General features: G+C 31.5%; 22 protein-coding genes and 1 tRNA gene. 6 read left to right on the top strand and 17 right to left on the bottom strand.

What is annotated here, in order from left to right; genetic code table 11:
- The first annotated feature begins 44 nt into the window (after positions 1–44).
- Both WH267_RS13735 and WH267_RS13730 read left to right on the top strand, forming a co-directional pair.
- Positions 45–2534: an AAA family ATPase gene (locus WH267_RS13735; protein ID WP_340008978.1), complete on the top strand. Its 2490-nt coding sequence runs from the start codon at positions 45–47 to the stop codon at positions 2532–2534.
- Positions 2527–3561, top strand: coding sequence for a hypothetical protein (locus tag WH267_RS13730; protein ID WP_340008977.1), 1035 nt, complete (start codon positions 2527–2529; stop codon positions 3559–3561). The genes WH267_RS13735 and WH267_RS13730 overlap by 8 nt, the downstream gene beginning before the upstream one ends.
- A gap of 28 nt (positions 3562–3589) precedes the next feature.
- Here the strand turns inward: WH267_RS13730 and WH267_RS13725 are convergent, their stop codons facing one another.
- From WH267_RS13725 to WH267_RS13700, 6 genes are all read right to left on the bottom strand, one after another.
- On the bottom strand, positions 3590–4651 hold the full coding sequence (locus WH267_RS13725) for a DNA adenine methylase (RefSeq protein WP_340008975.1): 1062 nt from the start codon (positions 4649–4651) through the stop codon (positions 3590–3592).
- Positions 4639–6372, bottom strand: coding sequence for a hypothetical protein (locus WH267_RS13720; protein ID WP_340008974.1), 1734 nt, complete (start codon positions 6370–6372; stop codon positions 4639–4641). Before WH267_RS13720 ends, WH267_RS13725 begins: the two co-directional genes overlap by 13 nt.
- 2 nt (positions 6373–6374) lie before the next feature.
- Complete coding sequence (locus WH267_RS13715) at positions 6375–7895, bottom strand: hypothetical protein (RefSeq protein ID WP_340008972.1); 1521 nt, start codon at positions 7893–7895, stop codon at positions 6375–6377.
- Between the two features lie 4 nt (positions 7896–7899).
- Entirely contained in the window at positions 7900–9027 is a 1128-nt protein-coding gene (locus WH267_RS13710) for a hypothetical protein (RefSeq protein ID WP_340008971.1), read from the bottom strand.
- 142 nt (positions 9028–9169) lie between these two features.
- Positions 9170–9249, bottom strand: a tRNA-Leu gene (locus WH267_RS13705).
- A 93-nt stretch (positions 9250–9342) separates the two neighbouring features.
- Positions 9343–10110 (bottom strand): MBL fold metallo-hydrolase, encoded by a 768-nt coding sequence (locus WH267_RS13700; RefSeq protein WP_115973077.1) that lies wholly within the window; start codon positions 10108–10110, stop codon positions 9343–9345.
- A gap of 54 nt (positions 10111–10164) precedes the next feature.
- On the opposite strand from WH267_RS13700, the gene WH267_RS13695 reads away from it, so the two are divergent.
- Entirely contained in the window at positions 10165–11592 is a 1428-nt protein-coding gene (locus WH267_RS13695; RefSeq protein WP_115973078.1) for a TonB-dependent receptor, read from the top strand.
- Between the two features lie 11 nt (positions 11593–11603).
- Positions 11604–12053, top strand: a complete 450-nt coding sequence (locus tag WH267_RS13690; protein WP_115973079.1) for a GAF domain-containing protein — start codon at positions 11604–11606, stop codon at positions 12051–12053.
- Positions 12054–12109: 56 nt separating this feature from the next.
- On the opposite strand, the gene WH267_RS13685 is transcribed toward WH267_RS13690, so the two are convergent.
- The 9 genes from WH267_RS13685 to WH267_RS13650 all read right to left on the bottom strand — a co-directional run bounded on the left by WH267_RS13685 (position 12110) and on the right by WH267_RS13650 (position 17343).
- Positions 12110–12577 carry a cupin domain-containing protein gene (locus WH267_RS13685; protein ID WP_340008969.1) on the bottom strand — a complete coding sequence of 156 codons (468 nt, stop codon included), beginning with the start codon at positions 12575–12577 and terminating at the stop codon, positions 12110–12112.
- A 217-nt stretch (positions 12578–12794) separates the two neighbouring features.
- Positions 12795–13532, bottom strand: a complete 738-nt coding sequence (locus WH267_RS13680; RefSeq protein WP_340008967.1) for a helical backbone metal receptor — start codon at positions 13530–13532, stop codon at positions 12795–12797.
- Positions 13533–13600: 68 nt separating this feature from the next.
- Positions 13601–14923, bottom strand: coding sequence for a magnesium transporter (gene mgtE, locus WH267_RS13675; RefSeq protein WP_115973082.1), 1323 nt, complete (start codon positions 14921–14923; stop codon positions 13601–13603).
- Positions 14924–15081: 158 nt separating this feature from the next.
- The gene (locus tag WH267_RS13670) at positions 15082–15258 is read right to left on the bottom strand and encodes a hypothetical protein (protein WP_165852299.1); all 177 of its coding nucleotides are present in this window, start codon (positions 15256–15258) and stop codon (positions 15082–15084) included.
- Positions 15259–15288: 30 nt separating this feature from the next.
- Positions 15289–15432: a bacteriocin-like protein gene (locus tag WH267_RS13665; RefSeq protein WP_165852300.1), complete on the bottom strand. Its 144-nt coding sequence runs from the start codon at positions 15430–15432 to the stop codon at positions 15289–15291.
- A 143-nt stretch (positions 15433–15575) separates the two neighbouring features.
- The gene (locus WH267_RS13660; protein WP_165852301.1) at positions 15576–15722 is read right to left on the bottom strand and encodes a bacteriocin-like protein; all 147 of its coding nucleotides are present in this window, start codon (positions 15720–15722) and stop codon (positions 15576–15578) included.
- Positions 15723–15930: 208 nt separating this feature from the next.
- The gene (locus tag WH267_RS13655; protein WP_165852302.1) at positions 15931–16074 is read right to left on the bottom strand and encodes a bacteriocin-like protein; all 144 of its coding nucleotides are present in this window, start codon (positions 16072–16074) and stop codon (positions 15931–15933) included.
- 162 nt (positions 16075–16236) lie between these two features.
- Positions 16237–16383: a bacteriocin-like protein gene (locus WH267_RS25175; RefSeq protein WP_409013135.1), complete on the bottom strand. Its 147-nt coding sequence runs from the start codon at positions 16381–16383 to the stop codon at positions 16237–16239.
- A gap of 411 nt (positions 16384–16794) precedes the next feature.
- Positions 16795–17343 (bottom strand): pyruvate decarboxylase, encoded by a 549-nt coding sequence (locus WH267_RS13650; RefSeq protein ID WP_340008962.1) that lies wholly within the window; start codon positions 17341–17343, stop codon positions 16795–16797.
- 173 nt (positions 17344–17516) lie between these two features.
- Here WH267_RS13650 and rpsO point away from each other — a divergent pair, with 173 nt between their 5' ends.
- Positions 17517–17786 carry a 30S ribosomal protein S15 gene (gene rpsO, locus WH267_RS13645; protein WP_045494446.1) on the top strand — a complete coding sequence of 90 codons (270 nt, stop codon included), beginning with the start codon at positions 17517–17519 and terminating at the stop codon, positions 17784–17786.
- A gap of 383 nt (positions 17787–18169) precedes the next feature.
- Here rpsO and WH267_RS13640 read toward each other — a convergent pair whose 3' ends face one another.
- Complete coding sequence (locus WH267_RS13640; RefSeq protein ID WP_340008955.1) at positions 18170–18529, bottom strand: DUF4260 domain-containing protein; 360 nt, start codon at positions 18527–18529, stop codon at positions 18170–18172.
- A 419-nt stretch (positions 18530–18948) separates the two neighbouring features.
- Positions 18949–20364, bottom strand: coding sequence for a sugar MFS transporter (locus tag WH267_RS13635; RefSeq protein ID WP_340008953.1), 1416 nt, complete (start codon positions 20362–20364; stop codon positions 18949–18951).
- 438 nt (positions 20365–20802) lie between these two features.
- Here WH267_RS13635 and WH267_RS13630 point away from each other — a divergent pair, with 438 nt between their 5' ends.
- Positions 20803–23100, top strand: coding sequence for a polyribonucleotide nucleotidyltransferase (locus WH267_RS13630; protein WP_340008951.1), 2298 nt, complete (start codon positions 20803–20805; stop codon positions 23098–23100).
- Positions 23101–23166 lie beyond the last annotated feature (66 nt).

Here is a 23166-nt window from a genome sequence, read left to right as displayed (position 1 = left end):
GAAAAATCTTAATAATTTAATATACTTATAAAAAACTATTATTCATGAGTTTCAAAATTATAGCAGTTCGTCCTTTAGAAGGGTGTGACCCCAACATTTTAAAAAATTTAACTACAAATCAATTTTACTTTTTTGATAATAATTACAGTATAGATTTAAATGGTGATTTTATAAGAAAAGGAAACGGTAATTCTTTGCCACAAAATTTTTTTTATGATTTAGAACCGTCCGTTGATTCAACATTAAAATATGTGAATATCCAAGGTTTAGTAGGTAAAAATGGTGAAGGGAAAAGTAGTTTGATAGAGCTTTTGATAAGAATTTTAAATAATTTTTTCAAAACTTATGGAATTGGTGAAGTGACAGAAAAGCTAGTTTTTATAAAAAATTTGCATGCTGATTTATATTACTTAAAAGATGATTCTATTTATAGAATTTATATAAATTCTATAAATGAAAACTCTTCTTCCGGAGATTTTAATATTGTTGTGAGATTTTATCAGGATACAAAATTGATATATAACTCAGAAAAAACATCTAAAAACATTATTGAAGATAATATGATTGTTCTTCAGAACTTATTTTTTACGATGTATATAAACTATTCAATTTATGGATTAGATGAAATTGATTATATTAAAGAGAGTTTGATTAATGCTGAATTTTTAGATAAAAACGATTTCTTTACTCCACAAAATGAATCTTGGTTGAGTCAAATTTTTCATAAAAATGACGGTTATCAAACTCCTCTTGTCTTACATCCATTTAGAAATAGAGGACAAATAGATGTAAGAAATGAAAAATATTTGATGGATCAAAGATATTTATCTTTAATTCTAGAAAACGAAAATATATATAATAAAATTACTGAAGATTTAATAGTTGACAAATTATCTCTTTTATTAAAGCCTGATTCATTAGAAAATTATGTTCGTGATTTTTATTATAGATATGGACAGATTGATGAATTAGAAGGGTATGGTGAATATTCATTATATCATTTACAAAAAATGAATGATAATTCTTCTTTAAGTTTGTTAATCCATCAATATGCTGATTTTTTGAGTGATAATAGAAATTTACTTCTAATATTTCAAAAAACTATTAAGAATAATAGAGTAAATAAATTAACAGACCTCAATAAAATAAATTTAACTCTTATTGCTAAGGTATTGAATATTAAAGTAGACCTTGAAAACGATGTAAGTTTCGAAGAAATTGAATTAAACGTTAAAAGTTTTCTAGAAGATATCAATTGGTTCCCAGATGATGTTTTAATTATAGAAAAAATTGAATATATATTATCAGAAACAAGAGGGTTTAATTTTCAAACTTATAACTTATTTCAAACGCTTTGTATTTACTATAATTTTTGGAAAAGATATTTCTCTTTTGAACCTTTAGAAAAAATATCAAATAGTGATCTTTTAAAAGAACGTTTATTTAATTATTGCTTAATAAAAAGTTTTAAGACATTAAATTATCCTAAGTATAAACAACCATTATCTGATTCAATCGATAATTTTATGGAGAAATTTGCTTTAAAAGAAGTAACGATTAATAAACATATTAAATTTTTGGTAGAATTAGAGGCTGATGATTCTCACATTACATTAAAGCTTCGTCAATCTATTAGATTACTTAAAATGTATTTTGATAACGAAGGAAAACCTAATGAGTTGTTATCATTTTATGAGGGATATTTGAGCTCTAATATTGGAAGTTTTGAATTGGAAATTTTAAGTAAATTGATTAATCAAACTTCACAGCATATAAGAGTTGACAAATTATTACTATTACCACCTAGAATTTTTGATGTAGAAATTTTCTTAAAAACAAATGATGAAAAACAAAAAGATATTTCTATAAGAAAGCTGAGCTCTGGTGAGTATCAAAAAGTTTGTATAATAAGTTCAATTATTTACCATTTAAAAAACCTTGACTCTGTAATTCCAATTGATGAAGATTTAGAATTGGATAAACCAGCTATATATAATTTTGAAAATATTAATGTAATTCTTGATGAGATCGAATTGTATTTTCATCCTGAATTTCAAAGACAATTTATTAGGGAATTAATAACTAATTTAAAGAATACTAAATTTAAGCGAATTAAATCTATAAACTTCTTATTTGTTACTCATTCTCCATTTATTCTTTCTGATATTCCTAAAAATAATGTTCTTTTTTTAGAAAAGGGTAATCCTGTATTTCCGATGACAGAAAATACATTTGCATCAAATATTCATACATTATTGCAACATGGCTTTTTTCTAAATTCAGTTCCCATTGGTGAGTTTGCAAAAAACAAAATTAATTATTTATTTAAGATTCTACATGATGGTAATATTGCAGATCATAACGGGAATGATATTTATGAAGAGATTCTTATTGTAAGTGAACCTTTTATCAAGGGACAATTACTTAAATTATACAATGATCTAAGTTCAAAATCTAAGAATTTAGAACTCGAAAAAATTGTAAAAAATCTTATAGACGAAGTAAATTCACTAAAAGAAAAATTAAATGATTAGAGTTAATAAATTATTTGTTGATGCTCTTAGAGTGGAGTTTCTAGATTTGATAAAAAAATATTTTAATTATCAAATTTCTTCCTGTGATAGAAATGGGGTAAGAATTGAAAAGGATAAGTTGATTAAAAGTTTTGAAGGAAAAATTGACTTAGTATCTAAAATGTTACGGTTTTTTCATACTAATATAGAAAGAATAATACTTTCAGAGCCAAAGGATATGATGAACTTAAATGATGAATTTTTAACTTTTTTGAATTTTCGAAAAGATGATGCCTTACACCAAGAACAATTTGATCAATTTAAAGATAAAATGGAATATTATTATACAAAATTTTTCCAAGTTAAATTAGATTTTAAAGGTGAGAAAATAAGTTATGGACGTTGGTTAACTAAAATGCTAAACGTTAAAGTTTGCCCTTATTGTAATCATAATTACATTTTTACCATAAACAATAATGATCAAAAGGTCTATTCTAGACCACAGTTTGATCATTTTTATCCCAAAAAAAAATACCCTCTATTTGCGTTATCATTATACAATTTAATACCTGCATGTGCTGTTTGTAATAATATTAAAGGAGAACATGAGATATCATTTCATCCTTATAGAGACGATTGCTTTGAAGCGGTAACATTTCATATTAGTTCTAACGATGGTAAGAAGATTGATAAGAATGCGAATATTTCAAAATGGATAACAGAAACTTCAAAATTAAAAATAGATTTTGAGCATTCATTCGATGGTAAAACTATTACAGATAAGGATGAGAAAACAAATTTTATGAAAAGATTAGGTATCAATAAAGTCTTTGAGGAACATACTGATTATGTTGATGAAATAATTGGTAAAATTTATGGATATAATAATGATTATTATACTGCGTTATGCAACGATTTTCCTGGATTGGGTAAATCTCCTGAACAAATTGATTTAATTATTTGGAACGCTTATTTAGAAGATAATAGTAAAAAACCTATGTCAAAGCTGACCACAGATATTCTTAAACAATTTGATATAATAAAGTAAAAAGGGCTTTTAAAAGAAGCCCTTTTTCTTATAGTAATATATTCTTAGCGATTATTAATACCTCATTATTATTAATATTATTCCTATTTAATGCATATCCATAGTTACCTAAATCAATAACTGAAACTTCGAAATTATTATTAATACTTCTAAGTAACTCAGCCATGTCTTCAATACTAGGAACACCATTGTTTCTGTACGAAATAACTATATGAGAATCAGTATGATTTAAAAGAAGTTGTTGCAGGTCATTTAGAAAAGTAGTTTTGCTTTCAAATTCTAAAGATTTATTAATAGTAATTTCTTTATTTTTCTTATTATGATCAATATTTTTTTGTATTTCATCATAGTGCGCCAAACCTTCTAAAAAATGATACTTACTATGATAAGTAGTATTTGAACCAGATGTGAAGTAAGGGGGATCAATATATAACAAATTTGCCTGAGCGTTACATTGAAGGGCACTTGAATTTAGGGAAATATTTTCTTCTCCATTGTCAAAACAAAATTCATCTAACTCATTTATGAATCTTTCAAATAGCTCTGAAAATGATCTTTCCCAAGTCTTTTTATTACCAAAATTTCCTTTCTTATAATTTAATCTCATATTCAAATTATTTCTATGAAACAAATTATATGGTCTTTTTATAATACATGATTGGAAAAGTATATAATAAGCACTTGCCTGTAAATTTTCGTTTTCTAAAAAATTAATATTTTGAATAAAAATATCTATTTGATGATTTTCTTCATCGGTAAAATATATTCCTGTGAAATTTTCTGTTATTACATTTCGGTAAATAACTCCCTCAATTGGAAGTAGCATATTTCTAGCTCTTTCTAATGTAAGCTCATTAGAGCTTTGCTGTATAAGCTTTTTACCAATTATTGAGTTAAATCTAAAAATATCATTATAAATTACCTGTTTACTTTTACATTTAGCGTAATAGGAAAATAAACCTGTTCCTCCAAAGATATCTAAAACGGAATCAAATATTAATTCTTTTCTTTCTATTTCATTCCATATTCTTTCAACAAGTTTTCTTTTTGAACCATAATATCTTGTAACGGGTAATTTTATTTTAGACATTTTTTTAATAATGTTTTTAAAGAGCTATAATTAGATTCTGAGATACATTGTATCTTCTTGTCACTTGCTTCAATTGGGTAATTGAAATAATAAGGAACAGTATCTAATTCTTCAATTCTTTTATTGTATCTTTTATGACCTTTGTGGGATGTTGTAACATAATGCTTCAAATCTTCTATTGTATTATTGCTATATGCACCAATAATTATGAATTCAAGTTCAACATCAATGTTTTTGAAAGATTCAATAATTTTTTTACATTTTATTCCATAGTCTGAAATATAGTATTTATTTAAAGTGGTTTTGACTTCGATGAAATAATATGTATTTGATTTTTTCACTAAAAAGTCAAACTCCCCTAATGGTTCGTTATCTTTGAAAAGATGGAAATTATTGATGAATTGAACTTTTATATCCTCTAATAAGTACTCAATAAAGTCCTCAAAATATTTGGTGATAAAATAAAATGCAATTTCCGGTTTTAAAGTATTTACTTTATGTACCTCCTTAGTCCCTTTTGGTCCTAAATTATCCCGATATCTAAGATCTTTTCCTTCATCGGTACGATCATACCAATGAACTAAATTAAAGTGATTTGAATCTTCTGCAAGTTTTTCTGAAGAATATATTCCAAAAGAAGTAGAGGATTCGGTATCATTTATAAAAAAATTTAATTTTTTAAGATATTTCACATCTTGAATTTTAAGTGAAGATGTAAAGTACTTTTTAAAAGGAATATATTCCTCTCTTTTTAACAATTCATTACTTATGTAGAGATTTTTTTGCAAATATGAAAGAAGATTAGTAAAATTCTTTTTCTTTATTTCTGATTTAAAACTACTTATTAAAGCTGATTTATAATCCTTTTTATTATCATCAACTTTAAATACATCTTTTATTTGTATCCAGTAAAAATCAGCTTTTTTATTAGTTTGTATATAGCTATTAAGATTAGATTTTAGAGGAAAAACAAAGTTGTTAAATTTAAGTCCAATGTCTCTTTTTATGTCTGAATCTCTTATTATTGACACATTATTATCGGTGCCAATTTCAATTTTTAATTCTGATTTCAATTTATCTTTGTTAATCCATACATCAGAAGCTTCTGCAAAGTCAGTATTGATTAAGTTTTCGTCAAGTAAGGAATATTCGAAATAAGGAACGTCAAAAGGTACATCAGTGTCTTCAACTGTAACACAATCAAAATATAATTCATCTACATCTAATATTGATGAATCTTTTATGCAGTTACGAATTTTTTCATCAGAAATTTTTTCTGCAAATAGTTTTATTAATTTCTGTTCTTTAATTAAGCGTACTAAAGCATTTTTAATGCTTTGTTTTTTATCAATATTACCTTCTTCCTTCTTATCAATACTTCTATTGCTTTTATTTAAAGCATATAAAATTTTAGAAGTTTGATGTATTAGTAAAATGGATGTCTTTTTTAAATCAATTTTATTTAAAATATCCTTTACAAAAAATAGTGCTAATTGATCAGATAACCAGCCAATTGAATCTTTTCCATTTATATCTTCCGGTAGGTTTGTTAGATCTATATTAGCATTTGTTATAAAATCTTCTTCGAATAAACTATTTATGTTAGGTTGCTCCGTTGAAATAGAAAGTATATCATAAGTTAGTTGACAAATGTACTTAATAGGTTTAATTAAGTTTATATCATATTTGTAATATTCTACAATACAGTGGCTTTTAAGCATGATTATAAATTGTTATTTGTGTAATCCCTAATGATTTTTGTAAGTTCAGATTGATGTTCAAAATTATCTCTGTACATATTTAAGAGAACGAAAAGCTCTATGGGATCATAATCAACTATTTCAATATTTGAAGTAGAATTAATTTCACCGTTTCTGAGTTCTAATTTTTCAGGGGAATAAATAATAATATCATAATTATACTTTGTTGAAATATCATCAATTTTGCTCTGTATAGCTTCTAAGCTAATGTTTTGATTTAATATAAAATAGTGAATTTTTTCAAGTTCATCATCAATAAAAGATTGGAGGTCTCGGATTTTTACATGTCCTCTTTCAAGCATAAAGTTTCCTTCTAAATAAGCTTCAAGTGGATCAAAGAATTTGTCTTTGAGCGACTTGAAAAAACCTTCGTACTCTAATTCTGTAGAAGTTGATTTATAAAGGTCATTTAACTTATATTTTACAAGTAGTTCCGACAAAGGTAATCTCTGTTCTTTAGAAGTCAAATGAGCGACTGCACTTCTTACTAATTCTCTATTTTGTCCGTGGTTTTCTTTCAGCAATTCTTTGACTATTTTGTCAATTTCTTTTTTTTCCTTGTTGATGTCAAAAAGTACATTTAATCGACTAACTAAGTCATAGATATCATCTTTGCCTTCCATTATATCTAAGAGAAGTATGTGGGGCTCAATTCTAGAATAAAATGCTTGATTTATTCCTTCCAAATAAGCTCCATCTCCACCCGCATCCGTTATACAGCATTGAAGATAATGTCCTTTAATATAACTAAACATATCATACAATTCTCTATAAGATGTTAAAAATGTATTTAGCCTAAGTTTGGATTTTTCTAATATCTTTTCTATCTCATCGATTTGAAATATAACAAATGTTTTACCTAATGCTAGAATATTAAGAAATAATATAAGCACTTCTTTTCTTTCATAATTAGATAATTGTTCAAGTCCAAAATTTAAAAATTCGTTTTTTGTATATAATCTTCCAGTTCCTAGGTAAATTAATTTTTTAATCTCCTCTTCTGTTTTAGAAGCCTCAAAAAGGGTATCAGAGTATTCTCTAATGGATGCAAAATCTGCGGGATTATTATTTGTTAATAAATCAAAATTATAATGTTTACGCATATTTATAATTAGATTTATCAATGTTTCTGTGAAATGATTTTGTATTTGTTTAAGTAAAAATAAACCTAAATCAGGTTGATCTATGTTTGCTTTGTTATATATAATTTTAATATTAGGGTGGTTCTCAAAAAATAACTCTAAATATTTTAAAAGATTAGTTTTGCCATTTCCATACTTAGCTATAATTAAGCTGGTTGTCATTCTAAGTTCTTTCGGATCATCAATTTTTTCTAGCTTCTTACTGATTTCTTCTTTTACATCAGGAATACCAATTACAAAATATGGTAATTGAGGTACTTTTCCTTCTGATAAGTCTTTTTGTAAAGTAACTTTAGTATCTGCTTTAATTACGAGATCCTGCCAAAGATTATTTATCTCCATTGAGTTATTTTATTTCAGGTTTAAATTTTATTTTCAATACCGGGCGTCCTCTTACAATGAATCTTTTTCTACCATCAATTGAAGAAACAATATTACTAAAAAAAATATGGCGTTTTGATCTTTCATCTTCATAAAATTTACTTACAAATTCATTGAATTTTATATGTGATATTCTAATGTTTTCTTTTATATCATATAGATTTACAAATCCTTGGACATCCTTTTTTTCATCTATACACTTTTGATAAAACTTAATAAAGTCTAGTTTTCTACTTTCAAAACTTCTATCATTTTTAAAGTTCTCATTAATATAAACTGTAAAATTTAAATCTAGATCAATAAACCATTTTGATACAAGTGGATCACTTTTTAAAATCTTTAAAAATTCAGACTTGATTTGATTGGTTTTAGTTAAAACTTGTATTTGATTAATCCAAGCTTCTCTTACTATATTATAATTAGATAAACTTCTGTTATTATAATTGAAATGCTTTATTCCATAGAATCGATCTATAAAATCGAAATATAAATTTTCTATTTTTTCAATGTTAAATTTGAATTCTAATTTTTTAAATAAACATAATGATACAAATAATAAAAAATCATTTTTTATTAATAGTTTAAAGTAAAAGTATTTTTCTCCTTTACTAAGAGTTGTAATATGTTTCTGAGTTCTAATCGATAGTAGCTCTTCACCATATTTGGTTAATTTATTTTTAGAACTTAATAAGTTAAGCTTCTCCTTAGCTAAATTAACATAGTATGATGCAGATTTATATGAAGAATAAATTTGCTTTTCTATATCATTTCTTTTCGCTTGGTTTAGTGCTAATGAAATGATTTTTATTTTTTCTTTTCTTGTTTTTTTTGTAGCTAAATACTGAGAAACAGCGAGTGTTGCATTTCTACTACTGACTCCTGGTAATTCGAGGTTTTCATTTGCTTTATAGGCTTTGTTGACTTTGTCTATTAAAAAAAGATAAAACTGTAGATTAAGTTCAGACGCTCTTATTTTTTCTTTTTTTGAAATAAATTCACATACCCATCGAGACATTTTTAGAGGTTGGTGAAATGGTCTGTGAAGACTTTCAAAAAATGTAGGAGTTTCTTGATTAAAATTATTAGTTCTCACTTTTTTATTTTATACTAATATAGCAAATTTACTAAACTTTAACTTAATTGTCTTTTTAGTTACAATATATTATTTAGCCACTTTTTTGACCACCCTAAAAATCAAAATCCCCTGAAAATCAAATGATTTCAGGGGATTTTTGTACCCAGGACCGGGATCGAACCGGTACTCCTAAGAACTGGTGTTTGAGACCAGCGCGTCTACCAATTCCGCCACCTGGGCTTGATGTTTACTCCAAACATGTTGTTTGTTTCAAATTGGTGTGCAAATATAGGAACTTTTTTCAATGTTCAAAAGCTTTTCGAAGATTTTTTTTTAAAAAATTATCTCTAAACCATCGTAGGCAAGGTGTATTCCGGATGGAAGTTGTTTATCTTCAATATCATGCACGCCTAAATGATGACTGATGTGAGTTAAAAATAATTTTTTAGGTTTTAGTTCTTCAAACAGTTTGATTACATCGGGAAGGATAAAATGGGCCGGATGCGGGTCAAATTTTCTGATGCAGTTTAAAATCAGGACATCCAGATTCTTCAGTTTTTCCTTTTCTGTGTCGGAAATAAAGCCGGCATCTGTAATATAGGCCAGGTTTTTAAATTTATATCCAAAAACACTTATTTTAAAATGAATGACTTCAATAGGGGTAATTTCAGTGTCCAATACCTGGAACGGTTTATTTTCAATCTCATGTAGCTCAAAAGCAGGAGCTCCCGGATATCTTACATCAGCAAAGGCATAAGGGAAACGGTTTTTTATCTCATGTGCTACCCTTGAATAACAGTAAAGTGGGACATCCTTTCCACTTTTAAAAATAAGCGGACGCATATCGTCAAGCCCAATCACATGATCATTATGTTCATGAGTAATCAGTGCAAGATCTACAGTATGTTCATGGTTGGTAAGCATTTGCTGTCTGAAATCCGGACCACAGTCGATGAGTATTTTTCTATTTTCATCTGTAGTAACCATCACAGATGAGCGGAGACGCTTATCTTTGGGATTTTCGGAAATACACACCTCACAGGTGCAGCCAATAACGGGCACACCCTGGGAAGTACCGGTTCCTAAAAATTTCAACTTCATTTTGTTTTGAGGTTGGTTTAATTTTGGTAAATTTACAAAAAATTTAATGTCCTAATGTATCAGAAACTAACTCCTAAACAAAAAGCATTAACAATTAATCTAGATCCTACTATTTATGGTACTTTCGCAGAAATTGGAGCAGGGCAGGAGACTGTTCGTCACTTTTTTAGAGCAGGGGGAGCTTCCGGTACGATTGCTAAAGCAATGTCTGCTTATGACAAAGATTTTAGTGATGCCATCTACGGAAAAGAAGTAAAAAACAGGTATGTTACCCAGAACAGGCTTCGTAAAATGCTTCGCTATGAAGTAGCATTGATCGAAGAAAGGATCTCAAGGGATAATAACCCGGACAGAAAGTTCTTTTCCTATGCCAATACAGTAACCACCATCAACTTCGACAAAACAGTAAAAGGCCACGGCTGGGTGGGAATCCGTTTTCAGACTAAAGAAAATGAAGATTACAATGAGATCGTAATTCATGTGAAATTCAATGAGAATGATGCTACTCTTCAGCAGGAAACCCTGGGGAATCTTGGTGTAAACCTTATTTTTGGAGCATTTAATTACTTTGACAATCCAAGAACTTTAGTAGAATCTTTATACGACGATGTGGCAAAAGACAACCTTGAAATTGATATGATCGATTTCAGCGGACCTGCTTTTTCCTATGTTGATAACAGACTAATGTCTCTTCAGCTGGTGAAGAACGGTATGACAGATGCGGTGATCTTCAATTCTCAGGGGAACAATATGCTTCCTGCAGATGTACTGTACAAGAAAAATATCTTTGCGGTAAGAGGAAGTTTCAGACCTGTAACGAAAGTGAATATTGATATGCTTCGAAACGGAATGGATATGTTTTTCAAAGATGCAATCTGTACTCACGAAGAAACTGAGGTCCTGATTGAAATTACCATTTCCAATCTTAGGGCTGATGGAGATATCGATGAAAGGGATTTCCTGGATAGAGTAGATATTCTGGGCAAATTAGGATATACCGTTATTATTTCAAACTTCTCAGAATACTATAGACTGATTGATTATTTCGCATCTTACACAAGCGGAGATATAGGAGTAGCAATGGGGGTAAATAACTTATTGATGGTATTTGACGAGAAATACTATAAAAATCTTTCTGGAGGAATACTTGAGGCATTCGGTAAATTTTTCCGAAACGGAATGAGAGTATACCTGTATCCTTACAAAGATCCTGAAACACACCAGTTATTGGATTCTACCAATCTTAAAGTAGAAGAAAACCTTAAGGAATTATATAAATATTTCATGCGTAACAACCGTATTGTAGATATCACAAACTATAATCCTGAGTTTTTGGAAATTTACTCAAGAGAGATTTTAAGAAAAATAGCATGTTGTGTTAAAGGTTGGGAAACACAGGTTCCGGAAGGCGTAGCGGAAATGATTAAAGAGCGTGGAATGTTCGGATATAAAGAAGAACTTCCTTTAAAACAATTCTCTTAAAAATTAATATAATGTCAGAATTAAAAAAAAGGCTTTCCTCTATTCTTGAAAGTCCAAAACATAATACAGAAGAGAAGCTTGAAAAAGTTTGTCATCTTTTAGATCAGGAAATCTCTTATTTCAACTGGACAGGATTCTATTTTAAAAATGGAGATAAAGATGAATTGATCTTAGGACCCTATGTAGGAGCACCCACAGACCATACCATTATCCCTTATGGGAAAGGAATCTGTGGCCAGGTTGCAGTATCCAATGAAACGTTCGTAGTACCGGATGTACATGAAGAGAGCAATTATTTAAGCTGTTCAATAGATACTAAAGCTGAAATTGTAGTTCCAATCTTTAAAGACGGGAAAAACATCGGTCAGATTGATATTGACTCTCATACGGTTGACCCTTTTACAGCTGAAGACCGTGAATTATTGGAGTGGCTTTGTAATGAGGTTTCAAAGGTTTTATAATTGAAGTTTCAATAAAATATAAACTCCGGCTTTTATAGCTGGAGTTTTTTTATGTCTTATGGATTATTCGTAGTAATAACAAACATAATTAAAGGTTCATCCCCTGTATTTTCAATAGAATGATAGCCTATGGAACTGATGGCTGTAATATCTCCTTTTTGAAGTACTTTTTTACGCACTGCCCCTTCTGTTCCGGTTCTTTCCCGATATTCTCCTGTTCCATGTACAACAACATACAATTCTTCTTCGTTTCTGGCGTTGTGAGTGTGAAATCCCGATTCATCACCATTATTCAGCAAAACCATATAAGCAGCCAGGCGGTTATTAGCCAATTCATTCTGACCAAACATTTGTATCAAGTATACTGTTCCATTTCCACCATACATATTTTCACGTTTATCAATACGTGCGATAGTTCGCTCATCCTTTCCAAATGGCATTACATAAAGGTGGATATATCTCGAAACTTCCTGTATAACGTGATCAAATTCTGCTCCTTCGGATAATATAACAGTACCAGACATGTATTTTAAATATTAATGAAGAACAATGTACCAAAAATTACAGAATAAGACAAGAAACAATTTTCATGAAAGATATTTTCTATCACAATAGTAAGAGCTTTATGTTTAGGCTGTAATATAAAGTAAACCGTAGATTTTCAAAACTTAAGTGTACTTCTCAGCCGGTTAGTAGCCACTTAAAAATGACTAAAGTGTTAAAAACTTTTGTGGTTAGCAATCAAAGTTGCATCGAATGAATTTCAGAAATCAGTTCTTTAAAGTAATGTTCACATTTCGCAATATGAGTTCCGTACCACGAAAAGGCTTCACCATCTACAATCATTATTTTTTTATCAGGATAAAAGACACGGAGTTCTTCAATATGTTTTTCTTTAAATGGAAACGGTTCAGAAGATAACATAATCACCTCTGCTTTCTCCAGGTCTTCAGCCGTAATTTCCGGGTAGCGGGTCTTATCTTTAAAAATATTTTCAAAACCTATTTCCGTTAGTATTTTATGAATAAATGTATCCGAACCAACGGTCATATACGGGTTATTCCAGATGAGATAAGCTGTTTTTACAGGAGTATCGAGTTTAGACTGATTGAAGATCTCGTAAATTTTAAGATTAAAAAGTTGAGCTCTTTCCTCTTTTCCTAAAAGCTTTCCAAGGTTTTTAAGCAGGTAATAATTGTCTTCGATAGTTTCTATGTTGGTGACCATAACCTTGAAGTCATTCATTAATGCTTCTACCTGTTCCTTGACATTTTCCTCTTTGTTCGCGAGAATTAAATCCGGTTGGAGAGCCTTGATTTTATTAATATTAATATTTTTTGTTCCCCCAATTACTGGAACATTTTTTATCTTTTCTTCGGGATGGATACAGAATTTTGTTCGCCCGATAATTTCATTTTCAGTAAGGCCTAAATCAAATAACGCCTCTGTGATGGATGGTACTAAAGAGATCACTTTCATATTTTAAAGATATGAAAATATATAAGTTGTAGGGTAATAACTGAGGTTAATCTGACAAAGTAAAGAAACTAGAGAAGTCTTCCGGTTAAGAAAAATCCAGCTACTGTAAAATAGATGATTAATCCGGTAACATCTACTAAGGTTGCTACAAATGGAGCAGAGGATGTAGCAGGGTCAAGTTTTAATTTCTTTAAGACAAATGGAATCATAGAACCTGATAAAGTTCCCCATAGCACAATGGCAATTAAAGAAATAGATACACTGAGTCCTACATATACCCAATATTGGCCATAATCAAAAAGACCAATTTTCTGCCAAAGCATAATCCTGATAAAACCAATAAGTCCCAAAATAGCCCCCAGACATAATCCTGAGATGATTTCCTTCCTCATAACGTACCACCAGTCTTTAAGATTGATCTCCTGAAGGGCCATTGCGCGGATAATCAATGTTGCAGCCTGTGATCCTGAGTTACCGCCACTGGAAATAATCAACGGGACAAACAGGGCAAGAACCACTGCTTTTTCAATTTCTTTATCAAAATATCCCATTGCCGAAGCCGTCAGCATTTCAGAAACAAATAAAATGATCAGCCAGGTTGCCCTTTTTTTAATCATTTCTGTCCATGAAGTTTGAGTGTAGGGAAGGTCTAGTGCTTCCAATCCCCCGAACTTCTGAATATCTTCCGTATTCTGTTGTTCAATCTGGTCAAGGATGTCATCAATGGTTACAATTCCAACCAAAACTCCCGCTTCCGTAATAATAGGAAGAGCGCCACGGTCATATTTTTCAAAATACGTTACTGCATCTTCTTTCGAGGTGGTTGTGGTAATCGCTACAAAGTGATTATCTGTAATGTCAGACACCAAAGTATCTTCCTCTTCCAGTAACAAAGTACCGATAGCAAGGTCGTCAATCAGGCGGTTTCTTTCATCCACTACATACAGGTAATTCATGGTTTCCACTCTTTTTCCTACCTTTTTGATCTGTTGAAGACATCGTTTTACACTCCACTCCTTACGGATCTGAATGTAATAAGGGGTCATCAGACGGGCAATAGAATCAGAATTATAGCCTAATAGCTTCAGGGCAATCCTCCTTTCCTGTGGATTAAGATGATTGATAGAATACTTGATCAGCTCATCGGGAAAGTCCTCAAAAAGAGCAGTCCTGTCATCGGGAGTCATAGCATTCAGAATTTCTGAAACCTCGTCACTTCCTATACTTCTGATCGTATCTTCCTGAAAGTCCGGGTCAAGATGAGAAAAAACCTCTGCTTTGTACTCTTTAGGAACCTTCAGAAACGCGAGCAGTCGCTCGTCAGCTGGAAGTTCGCTGAGAGTTTCGGCAATATCGGCAGGATTGAAGATAAGTTCGTCTCTAGAATTCAAAACGTGAAATTTTTAAGATATGCAAAAATAATTCAAATTTTTAAGACTGAGCAATAAACTGGGAAATTTAAGGATTTATTAAAGTCTCAGACTGGAAAACAGCATTAAAAAACACCCACCGAAGCGGATGTTAAAAATTAAATTTAAAAAATATCCTTTTAATCAAGAATAATAGGTTCGCATTCTATAATAGGAGAAGGATGGCAGAAGCCTCCGATGCAGCATTCTCCATAATCACATTTAGGATAGCTACTTCTGCATTTTTTCATTTGCAGGCTTCCTTTTATTTCTGTTTGCTCCTTTCTGCTAAGCTTTTTAAGATTTGAATTTTTCATGAGGATTGATTTTTTATTAAAATTTCAAAATTAATCTTCAAAACAGATGTATTCCATACAAACACCTTTGCAACACATTCCGAAAATACATTGCGAATGTTCTGTACATTTTGTAAGACCTGCTCCCTTAATTTGTTTTGCCGTTTCTCTACTGATTTTCTTTAGATTTTTCATAGTTTTTTAGATTTAAAAGTTATACTAAAATAATAAATGTTTTCTAATTATTCATTGAATGGTGAAAATGTTTATTTGAATATAAGTGTTTGGTTTTTATTATTTTGTGTAATTGGAAAAACAGATGTTGTAGTAGTTGATCTTTATTCCATCATACAAGGATTGAGAACACATACATTTTGGCAGCAAGCTCCACCAGGACATTGAAAATGTTCTGTACATCTTTTGATAATTCCGCTGCCTTGAATTTGTTTTTGCGCTTGTCTGTTGATTTTTTTTAAATTTTTCATGTGATTTGTTTTTGAATAGTTTATAATGATTTATTTTATTCCATACAGATAAATGGAGAACAAATGCCATTGCAACACCATCCTGCAGCACATGGATTGAATTCACTACATCTTTCAGTTGAACCGCCATTAATTTGACTTGCTTTTACTCTGCTGATTTTCTTTAGTTTTTTCATAGTAATAGATTTAAAATGATACTTACAGTAGGTTAATTAATCATACATCTTTGAGGTTTACAAACTCCCTGACAACACCATCCGATGCTGCATGGAATGTTTTCTCCACACTTTGGAGCAAATCCTCCATTGATTTGCTTAGCAGCTTCTCTGCTGATTTTCTTTAAATTTTTCATAGATTTTAGATTAAAATGTAAATCTAAAATAGTAAATAATTTCTAATTATTCATTGTTTAGTGAAAATATTTAATTGTAAATCAGTAAGTTGTATTTGTTTTTTGTGTTTGTGTTATAAAAAAAGCATCTGCAAAAACAGATGCTGAATGTATTTTTATTTTCTAATCTATTATAGGGCACATGTAGGGACTGCAAGCGCCATCACAACACCATCCTATTGTACATGGTCTTGTATTGCTACATCTTGCAATAGCTCCTCCATTAATTTGCTTTGCCGCTTCTCTGTTGAGTTTTTTTAAATTTTTCATAGATTTTTGGTTTTAATGTCAATCTAAAATAGTAAATATTTTTCAATTATTCATTAATTGGTGAAAATATTTATCTGAAAACCAATTAAGTGTGTAATGTTTTGTGGTTTTTGAATTTTGGGAAGTGAATTTTGAATCAATGTTGAAATATTCCATCAGTGACAATTTTATCGAAGATAAAATCCTTGTGCCCTAAAAATAGATTACTTGTAAATCATCTTGTGTCTTAGCGTTTACCAACAGCACAAAAACAATAAGTAACAACGAATTTACATAAGAATTGAAAAAAAGAGAAAATTAGAATCATCCGTCATTGAAGATTCATATGTGAAGACCAATTGCTCATTGATAATTTATCCAATAGAAGTAAGGTAAACTGAACTTTAAATTTAAAATTTTAAGCCTTAAACTTTACAGTTCCCCTTCAGTAGGCTTCAGCTTTCTAAGCTTTTTAATAATGCCTTTAATGGCTCCTTCCGTACCTATTTTAACGGAATTTACGGTAGAACCAAGAAGACGCATATTTTTACGGTAGGTATCATGATCCGTTTCCGTTACTAAATTTCCATCAGCTCCGAAAAGTTTCATGCTGACCACCACCTGGTTGGAGAAAACATACTTTCCAAAACCTACTTTGAAGTAACGTACTTTGGAAACAATTGCAAAATCAGCGTCGTTATTGGAGCAGTAGTCCACAATGGTCTGTTTGTCTATGCTGTCGAAGGGAACTTGTACTTCTGCACGGAGCATTTTATTTTTTCTGCTACTGAAATTGTCGGAAACAACATCAAAGAATGCATTGTTGGTAGGTTCCTTTATTTCATCAATATCAGGCTCTACCTCGGGATTGAAGTATAGAACTTTTTTTATTTTATCATCGGCATTTTTCTGTGCTTTTACTGAAGTAAAGCCAATGAATAAAAAAGTTGTAACGGCTGTAAAGAATATAAATTTTCTCATTTGTAATTCGAATGCAAAATTACTGCCTTTTCGTTGAATTGTGTAAAATTTATTAAGAAATTTTTAACATTTTTTTCTATCAAATTTGATACATGAAATCAATAATGTTTGCAGATTCAAAAAATAGTCGTAATTTTGCACCCGTTACATAATAATCATTAAACAATATTGGAATGTACTTAACAACAGACAAAAAGCAGGAAATTTTCGCACAACACGGGAAATCTGCACAAGACACAGGAAGCGCAGAAGGACAAATCGCTCTTTTCACTTTCAGAATTAATCACTTATCTCAACACCTAAAGGCTAACCGTCACGATTTCAACACAGAGAGATCTCTAGTGAAATTAGTAGGTAAGAGAAAAAGTTTATTAGATTACCTTAAGAAAAAAGATATCGCAAGATATAGAGCAATTATTGCTGCATTAGGACTAAGAAAATAATCTATAAAGATTTTCAAAATAAAGCAACTTCGAAAGAGGTTGCTTTTTTTGTTGTGATTATATTGCATACAAAGTTGCTGGTTTTTCTACTACTTTAGTTTTTTTTGAATTGATTACTAGTTGTTTAAGTGGAACTTACAGGACTTTAAAATCAATCAATAGCAAAAAGCTTTTAGATTTTTACAGAATGACAGAAGAAATATTGAACTGAGTTCAACAGTTGCTATATGAAGTATGTATCCTAAATAATTTTCCCAAAAAGGATATTGTAGTTATACCTTGTTATAATACCTCAGTTGAAGGACTGTATATTCCCATCCTTCGGAGGGGTGGCAAAAATTCAAGAAATTTTTGACGGGGTGGCAATCCTATATAGCACAGAGTCACTCCGCCTTTTTTCCAATCTTCCCCAAATGTGTATTCTGAAAACTATCAGGATACTTTAATCCATATCCTAATATTCTGTCAAAAGCTGAATGGGAAAATAAAATAGTTCCGGTCATTTGTAAATAGGGTAGAGATAAGGCTGTTCCGATAAGATAAACTGCAATAGCAACTCCGAAATGATGAAATAAGTTATAACAAAATGCACCTATTTTATTATTGATGGTATAACCCAGCATAGAAAGATCCGGTGCAAGAAATAAAGCGGCAAACCACCACCATGAATATCCCGTTTGCGCAAAAGCAAAAATTCCAAGGACTAAAAATGCTATGTATTCAAGCTTTAACTGGATCTTCATTGGAATATAAAATTTAAGTCTATAAAGTAAGTCGGAATTTCGGAAACAAAGTTACATACCAAGAGTACTGAAAGACAAAATAATAAGCATAATACAATAAATTCGTGAATTCGTGGCTAAAAATAATGTTGAAAACGCTAAGTCGCTAAGATTTTTGATAAGCTGTATGCTTTAAGGCGCCAGGATTTTACCTCCGATAAAATCGATTATGGGTAGATGCTCTCGCTGATTTTTGCAGATGATGCAGATCTTCGGAATTACTTTTTGATGGCCACGAATTCACGAATAAAATAATGATTTTACGCTGTGTGAATATGTAGTTAAAAGTAATTGGTTTATTCTCCATAAGCTAAGATGCTGAAAAGAAAAAGGCTGCTCCAGAAAAAGAAACAGCCTGTTTTTATATTTTTATGTTGTATTTAATGTCCTGATTTTGCTTCAGTACTTTCTACATGGCTCAAATATTTCGTGCAATATGCCCCAAAAATTAGAATGATCAGATAACAGAAAACAGGGATGATAAATGAATGCTGCACTCCAAACTGATCTGCTAAAAGTCCCTGGAAAATAGGAACAATAGCACCTCCCAAAATAGCCATAACGACTAAGGACGAACCTTGGCTTGTATACTTTCCTAATCCTGAAATGGCAAGAGTATAAATGTTGGAGAACATGATTGAATTGAAAATTCCGATTCCTAAAACACTGTACATGGCCATTTCACCGTGGTTAACCATCGTAGAAATTAATAGAATGACATTGATGGCAGCAAAGATGGAAAGTGTTCTTGCCGGAGCCGCTTTACCCACAAAAAATGCTGCAAAATTCAATAATATAAATACTAAGAAGAAGCTTATTTGCTCAAAACTAAGGTTTACAATACTGAAGATGACAAGGAATACTAATGTTGCAGCTCCTAGCATGAAGATTGCTTTTTTAGCCAGGCTAATGGAATGATTTAAAGAAATCGCCCCTAAGAAACGCCCGATCATTGCTCCGCCCCAATATAAAGAAAGATAATTTTTACTGATTGCTTCATTGAACTTCATTGTTTCTTCAAGGAAACTGATGATGAAACTTCCTACCGCTACTTCACCTCCTACGTAACAAAACATCGCAAAAACTCCGAATTTTAGGTGGTTGAATTTTAAAGCACCCCAACCCTGTACGGTTTCTTCTGTTTCCGTCTGAAAGGAAGGAAGTTTTACCCTTGAAATTAATAATCCTACTAATAAAAGGATGGCAGCAAAAATTAAATAGGGTATTCTGGTAGCAACAGCGCTGAATGTTCCATCCGGCTCAGAAAACAGTTCGAAAATTAAATGTCCTCCCAACACAGGTGCAATCGTGGTTCCGAAAGCGTTGAATGCCTGGGTCATATTTAGACGGCTGGATGCAGAATCTTCTGAACCAAGCAAAGAAACATAAGCATTGGCTGTAATTTGCAACACGGTAAATCCTAATCCTAAAATAAATAAAGCACCCAGGAATAAAGGATAATAAGAGAATGTTGCTGCCGGGTAAAACAGAATGCAGCCTAATGCTGCTAGACCGATTCCAAACAGTATTCCTTTTTTGTATCCCACTTTATTAATGGGGTCACCTTTAGAAATGGAGATCAGAAAATAAATTAAAGAACCAATAAAGTAAGCTCCAAAAAAACAGAACTGTACCAGCATGGATTCGAAAAAGGTAAGCTTGAAAAGTTGTTTCAGATAGGGAATCAAAATGTCGTTCATACAGGTGATGAATCCCCACATAAAAAATAGCAGAGTGATGGTAATCAGTGGAACTGTATAATTCCTGCTTTGAGTTTGTACTTCTTTATTGATCATAAACATTTATTTATTAGGAAAGGAGAGTCTCCTTAATTTTTACCTACAGCATTGTATTTGGTGAAGTAGGGCAAATATAGGGATCAGCCTATGGTTTTGCAATTGTTTTAATGGTTTTTATAATGATAGGTATACTTTTTAATAGAAGTATAATATTATTTCCATTTTTTGAGACAATAATACAAAAACAGCAGGATTTTTCAATACATTATCTCAAAAAAACAGTTTTTTATTTTCACAAATAATGAATGAGTTAAGATTACTGATGTGAATTTTTTAAATCTTTCATCCACTGATAGCCAAAATTTTGTATTTTAAGGGCCTATTTATGCAATTGAAAAATTTAATATATCATTATTATATAGTACCTTTGCACACGAAATTTAAAGAGTTTAAATATTAATTATACTCAATACGGAGTATTAAGAAGACAAATTTATGAGTATACCTCAAGCGTTTACAGAGCTGATTACTCTTGCTGATGGCAGAGAAATCACTATTGAAACAGGGAAATTGGCTAAGCAGGCTGATGGATCTGTGGTAGTAAAAATGGGTGGAACAATGCTTTTAGCAACTGTTGTAGCCAATAAAGAAGCAAATCCTGGTGTAGATTTTTTACCATTAACAGTAGATTATAGAGAAAAATTCTATGCAGGTGGAAGAATTCCTGGAAACTTCTTCCGTAGAGAAGCAAGACCTTCAGATCAGGAAATTTTAACAATGCGTTTAGTAGACAGAGTACTGCGTCCGCTTTTCCCTGAAGATTTCCATGCTGAAGTTCAGGTGATGATTTCTCTAATTTCTTATGACGGAAAAACAATTCCTGATGATTTAGCTGGTTTAGCAGCTTCTGCAGCTATTGCCATTACTGATATTCCTTTCAACGGACCTATGTCTGAAGTAAGAGTGGTAAGATTTGACGGACAACTTTCTATCAACCCAAGTTATGAAGAATTAAAAAATTCTGAATTGGATATTATGGTTGGAGCTACTAAAGACTCCATTGTAATGGTAGAAGGAGAAATGAAAGAAATTTCTGAGCAGGAAATGTTAGAAGCTATTAATTTTGGTCATGCTGAAATTAAAAAGCAAATCGAAGCTCAGGAGAGACTAGCAGAAAAAGTAGGTAAAGCTTTCCCTAAAAGAGAATATTCTCACGAAAACCATGACGAAGAAATTCGTGAAAAAGTTTGGAAAGAAACTTACGATAAAGTATATGAAGTAGCAAGAACTCCATCTGGTAAAGAGGAGAGAGGAGAGAAATTCAAAGCGGTTCGTGAAGAATTTTTAGCTCAATATGTTGATAATGAAGAAGAATTGGAAAGAGTAACTCCTTTCGTAAAAGTATATTATCATGATGTAGAAAAAGAAGCAATGCGTCAGATGATCCTTGAAGACAATATCCGTCTTGATGGTCGTGATCCTCAAACGATCCGTCCAATCTGGTCAGAAATTGACTATCTTCCGGGAGCTCACGGTTCTGCAGTGTTTACAAGAGGTGAAACTCAGTCTTTAACAGCAGTAACATTAGGTTCTGTAAAAGATGCAAACATGGTAGACAGCGTTATTTCTCAGCACGACGAGAAATTCTTCCTACATTATAACTTCCCTCCATTCTCAACAGGTGAAGCAAGACCTTTAAGAGGTACTTCAAGAAGAGAAGTAGGACACGGAAACCTTGCTCAAAGAGCATTACAGGCAGTTATTCCTGAAGAAAATCCATATACCATCAGAATTGTTTCTGATATTCTTGAATCAAACGGTTCGTCTTCAATGGCAACAGTTTGTGCAGGAACATTAGCATTAATGGATGCTGGAGTTCAGATTACAAAACCTGTTTCAGGTATTGCAATGGGGTTGATCACAGATGCAAAATCGGGTAAATTCACTGTACTTTCTGATATCTTAGGAGATGAGGATCACCTTGGAGATATGGACTTTAAAGTAACAGGTACTGCAGACGGTATCACTGCTTGTCAGATGGATATCAAAATTCAGGGTCTTTCTATGGATATCATGGAAAAAGCTTTGATGCAGGCTAGAGACGGAAGATTACACATCTTAAATAAAATCACTGAAACTATTTCTGAGCCAAGAGCGGATGTGAAACCTCACGCTCCGAAAATGGTGGTAATGGAGATCGCTAAAGACTTCATTGGTGCTGTAATCGGGCCTGGAGGAAAAATTATTCAGCAGATGCAGAAAGATACAGATACGGTTATTGCTATTGAAGAAATTGGTGAGATCGGACGTATCGAGATTGCAGGAACAGACAGAGAGAAAATCAATGCTGCTGTTGCAAGAATCAATGAAATTACTTTCGTACCTGTTATAGGAGAAGTTTACAACGGAAAAGTAGTGAAAGTAATGGACTTCGGTGCATTCGTTGCGATTGCTAAAGGAACAGAAGGACTTCTTCACATTTCTGAAATTGAATGGGCTCGTTTAGACAAAGTTCCTTATGCTGAAGGTGATGAAGTAGAAGTTAAATTTATGGGTTATGATGACCGTAAGAAAATGAAACTTTCCCGTAAAGTTCTTTTACCAAGACCTCCAAGACCAGAAGGACAAGGTAGACCAGAAGGACAGGGTAGACCGGAAGGACAAAGAAGACCAGAAGGGCAAGGAAGACCAGATGGACAAAGAAGACCGGAAGGACAGAGAAGACCGGAAGGACAAGATAAACCACAAGGTGAAAGACCTGTAGAAAATCAGGAACCTTCTGCTGAATCATAAGAATCATTCTTAGATATAAAAGAAATCCCTCAATTTTGAGGGATTTCTTTGTTTTTAGATGGTTTA

This window comes from Chryseobacterium sp. MYb328 (genome assembly GCF_037572595.1).
In the GTDB taxonomy this organism is placed as follows: Bacteria; Bacteroidota; Bacteroidia; order Flavobacteriales; family Weeksellaceae; genus Chryseobacterium; species Chryseobacterium pennae.
The sequence above is the reverse complement of the archived record's forward strand: the minus strand, read 5'-3'. Positions and strand labels throughout refer to the sequence as shown.

Coding starts and splice junctions, on each gene's coding strand:
- WH267_RS13735 (WP_340008978.1), top strand. CDS start 45: ATGAGTTTCAAAATTATAGCAGTTCGTCCTTTAGAAGGGTGTGACCCC.
- WH267_RS13730 (WP_340008977.1), top strand. CDS start 2,527: ATGATTAGAGTTAATAAATTATTTGTTGATGCTCTTAGAGTGGAGTTT.
- WH267_RS13725 (WP_340008975.1), bottom strand. CDS start 4,651: ATGTCTAAAATAAAATTACCCGTTACAAGATATTATGGTTCAAAAAGA.
- WH267_RS13720 (WP_340008974.1), bottom strand. CDS start 6,372: ATGCTTAAAAGCCACTGTATTGTAGAATATTACAAATATGATATAAAC.
- WH267_RS13715 (WP_340008972.1), bottom strand. CDS start 7,895: ATGGAGATAAATAATCTTTGGCAGGATCTCGTAATTAAAGCAGATACT.
- WH267_RS13700 (WP_115973077.1), bottom strand. CDS start 10,110: ATGAAGTTGAAATTTTTAGGAACCGGTACTTCCCAGGGTGTGCCCGTT.
- WH267_RS13695 (WP_115973078.1), top strand. CDS start 10,165: ATGTATCAGAAACTAACTCCTAAACAAAAAGCATTAACAATTAATCTA.
- WH267_RS13690 (WP_115973079.1), top strand. CDS start 11,604: ATGTCAGAATTAAAAAAAAGGCTTTCCTCTATTCTTGAAAGTCCAAAA.
- WH267_RS13685 (WP_340008969.1), bottom strand. CDS start 12,577: ATGTCTGGTACTGTTATATTATCCGAAGGAGCAGAATTTGATCACGTT.
- WH267_RS13680 (WP_340008967.1), bottom strand. CDS start 13,532: ATGAAAGTGATCTCTTTAGTACCATCCATCACAGAGGCGTTATTTGAT.
- WH267_RS13670 (WP_165852299.1), bottom strand. CDS start 15,258: ATGAAAAATTCAAATCTTAAAAAGCTTAGCAGAAAGGAGCAAACAGAA.
- WH267_RS13665 (WP_165852300.1), bottom strand. CDS start 15,432: ATGAAAAATCTAAAGAAAATCAGTAGAGAAACGGCAAAACAAATTAAG.
- WH267_RS13660 (WP_165852301.1), bottom strand. CDS start 15,722: ATGAAAAATTTAAAAAAAATCAACAGACAAGCGCAAAAACAAATTCAA.
- WH267_RS13655 (WP_165852302.1), bottom strand. CDS start 16,074: ATGAAAAATTTAAAGAAAATCAGCAGAGAAGCTGCTAAGCAAATCAAT.
- WH267_RS25175 (WP_409013135.1), bottom strand. CDS start 16,383: ATGAAAAATTTAAAAAAACTCAACAGAGAAGCGGCAAAGCAAATTAAT.
- WH267_RS13650 (WP_340008962.1), bottom strand. CDS start 17,343: ATGAGAAAATTTATATTCTTTACAGCCGTTACAACTTTTTTATTCATT.
- rpsO (WP_045494446.1), top strand. CDS start 17,517: ATGTACTTAACAACAGACAAAAAGCAGGAAATTTTCGCACAACACGGG.
- WH267_RS13640 (WP_340008955.1), bottom strand. CDS start 18,529: ATGAAGATCCAGTTAAAGCTTGAATACATAGCATTTTTAGTCCTTGGA.
- WH267_RS13635 (WP_340008953.1), bottom strand. CDS start 20,364: ATGATCAATAAAGAAGTACAAACTCAAAGCAGGAATTATACAGTTCCA.
- WH267_RS13630 (WP_340008951.1), top strand. CDS start 20,803: ATGAGTATACCTCAAGCGTTTACAGAGCTGATTACTCTTGCTGATGGC.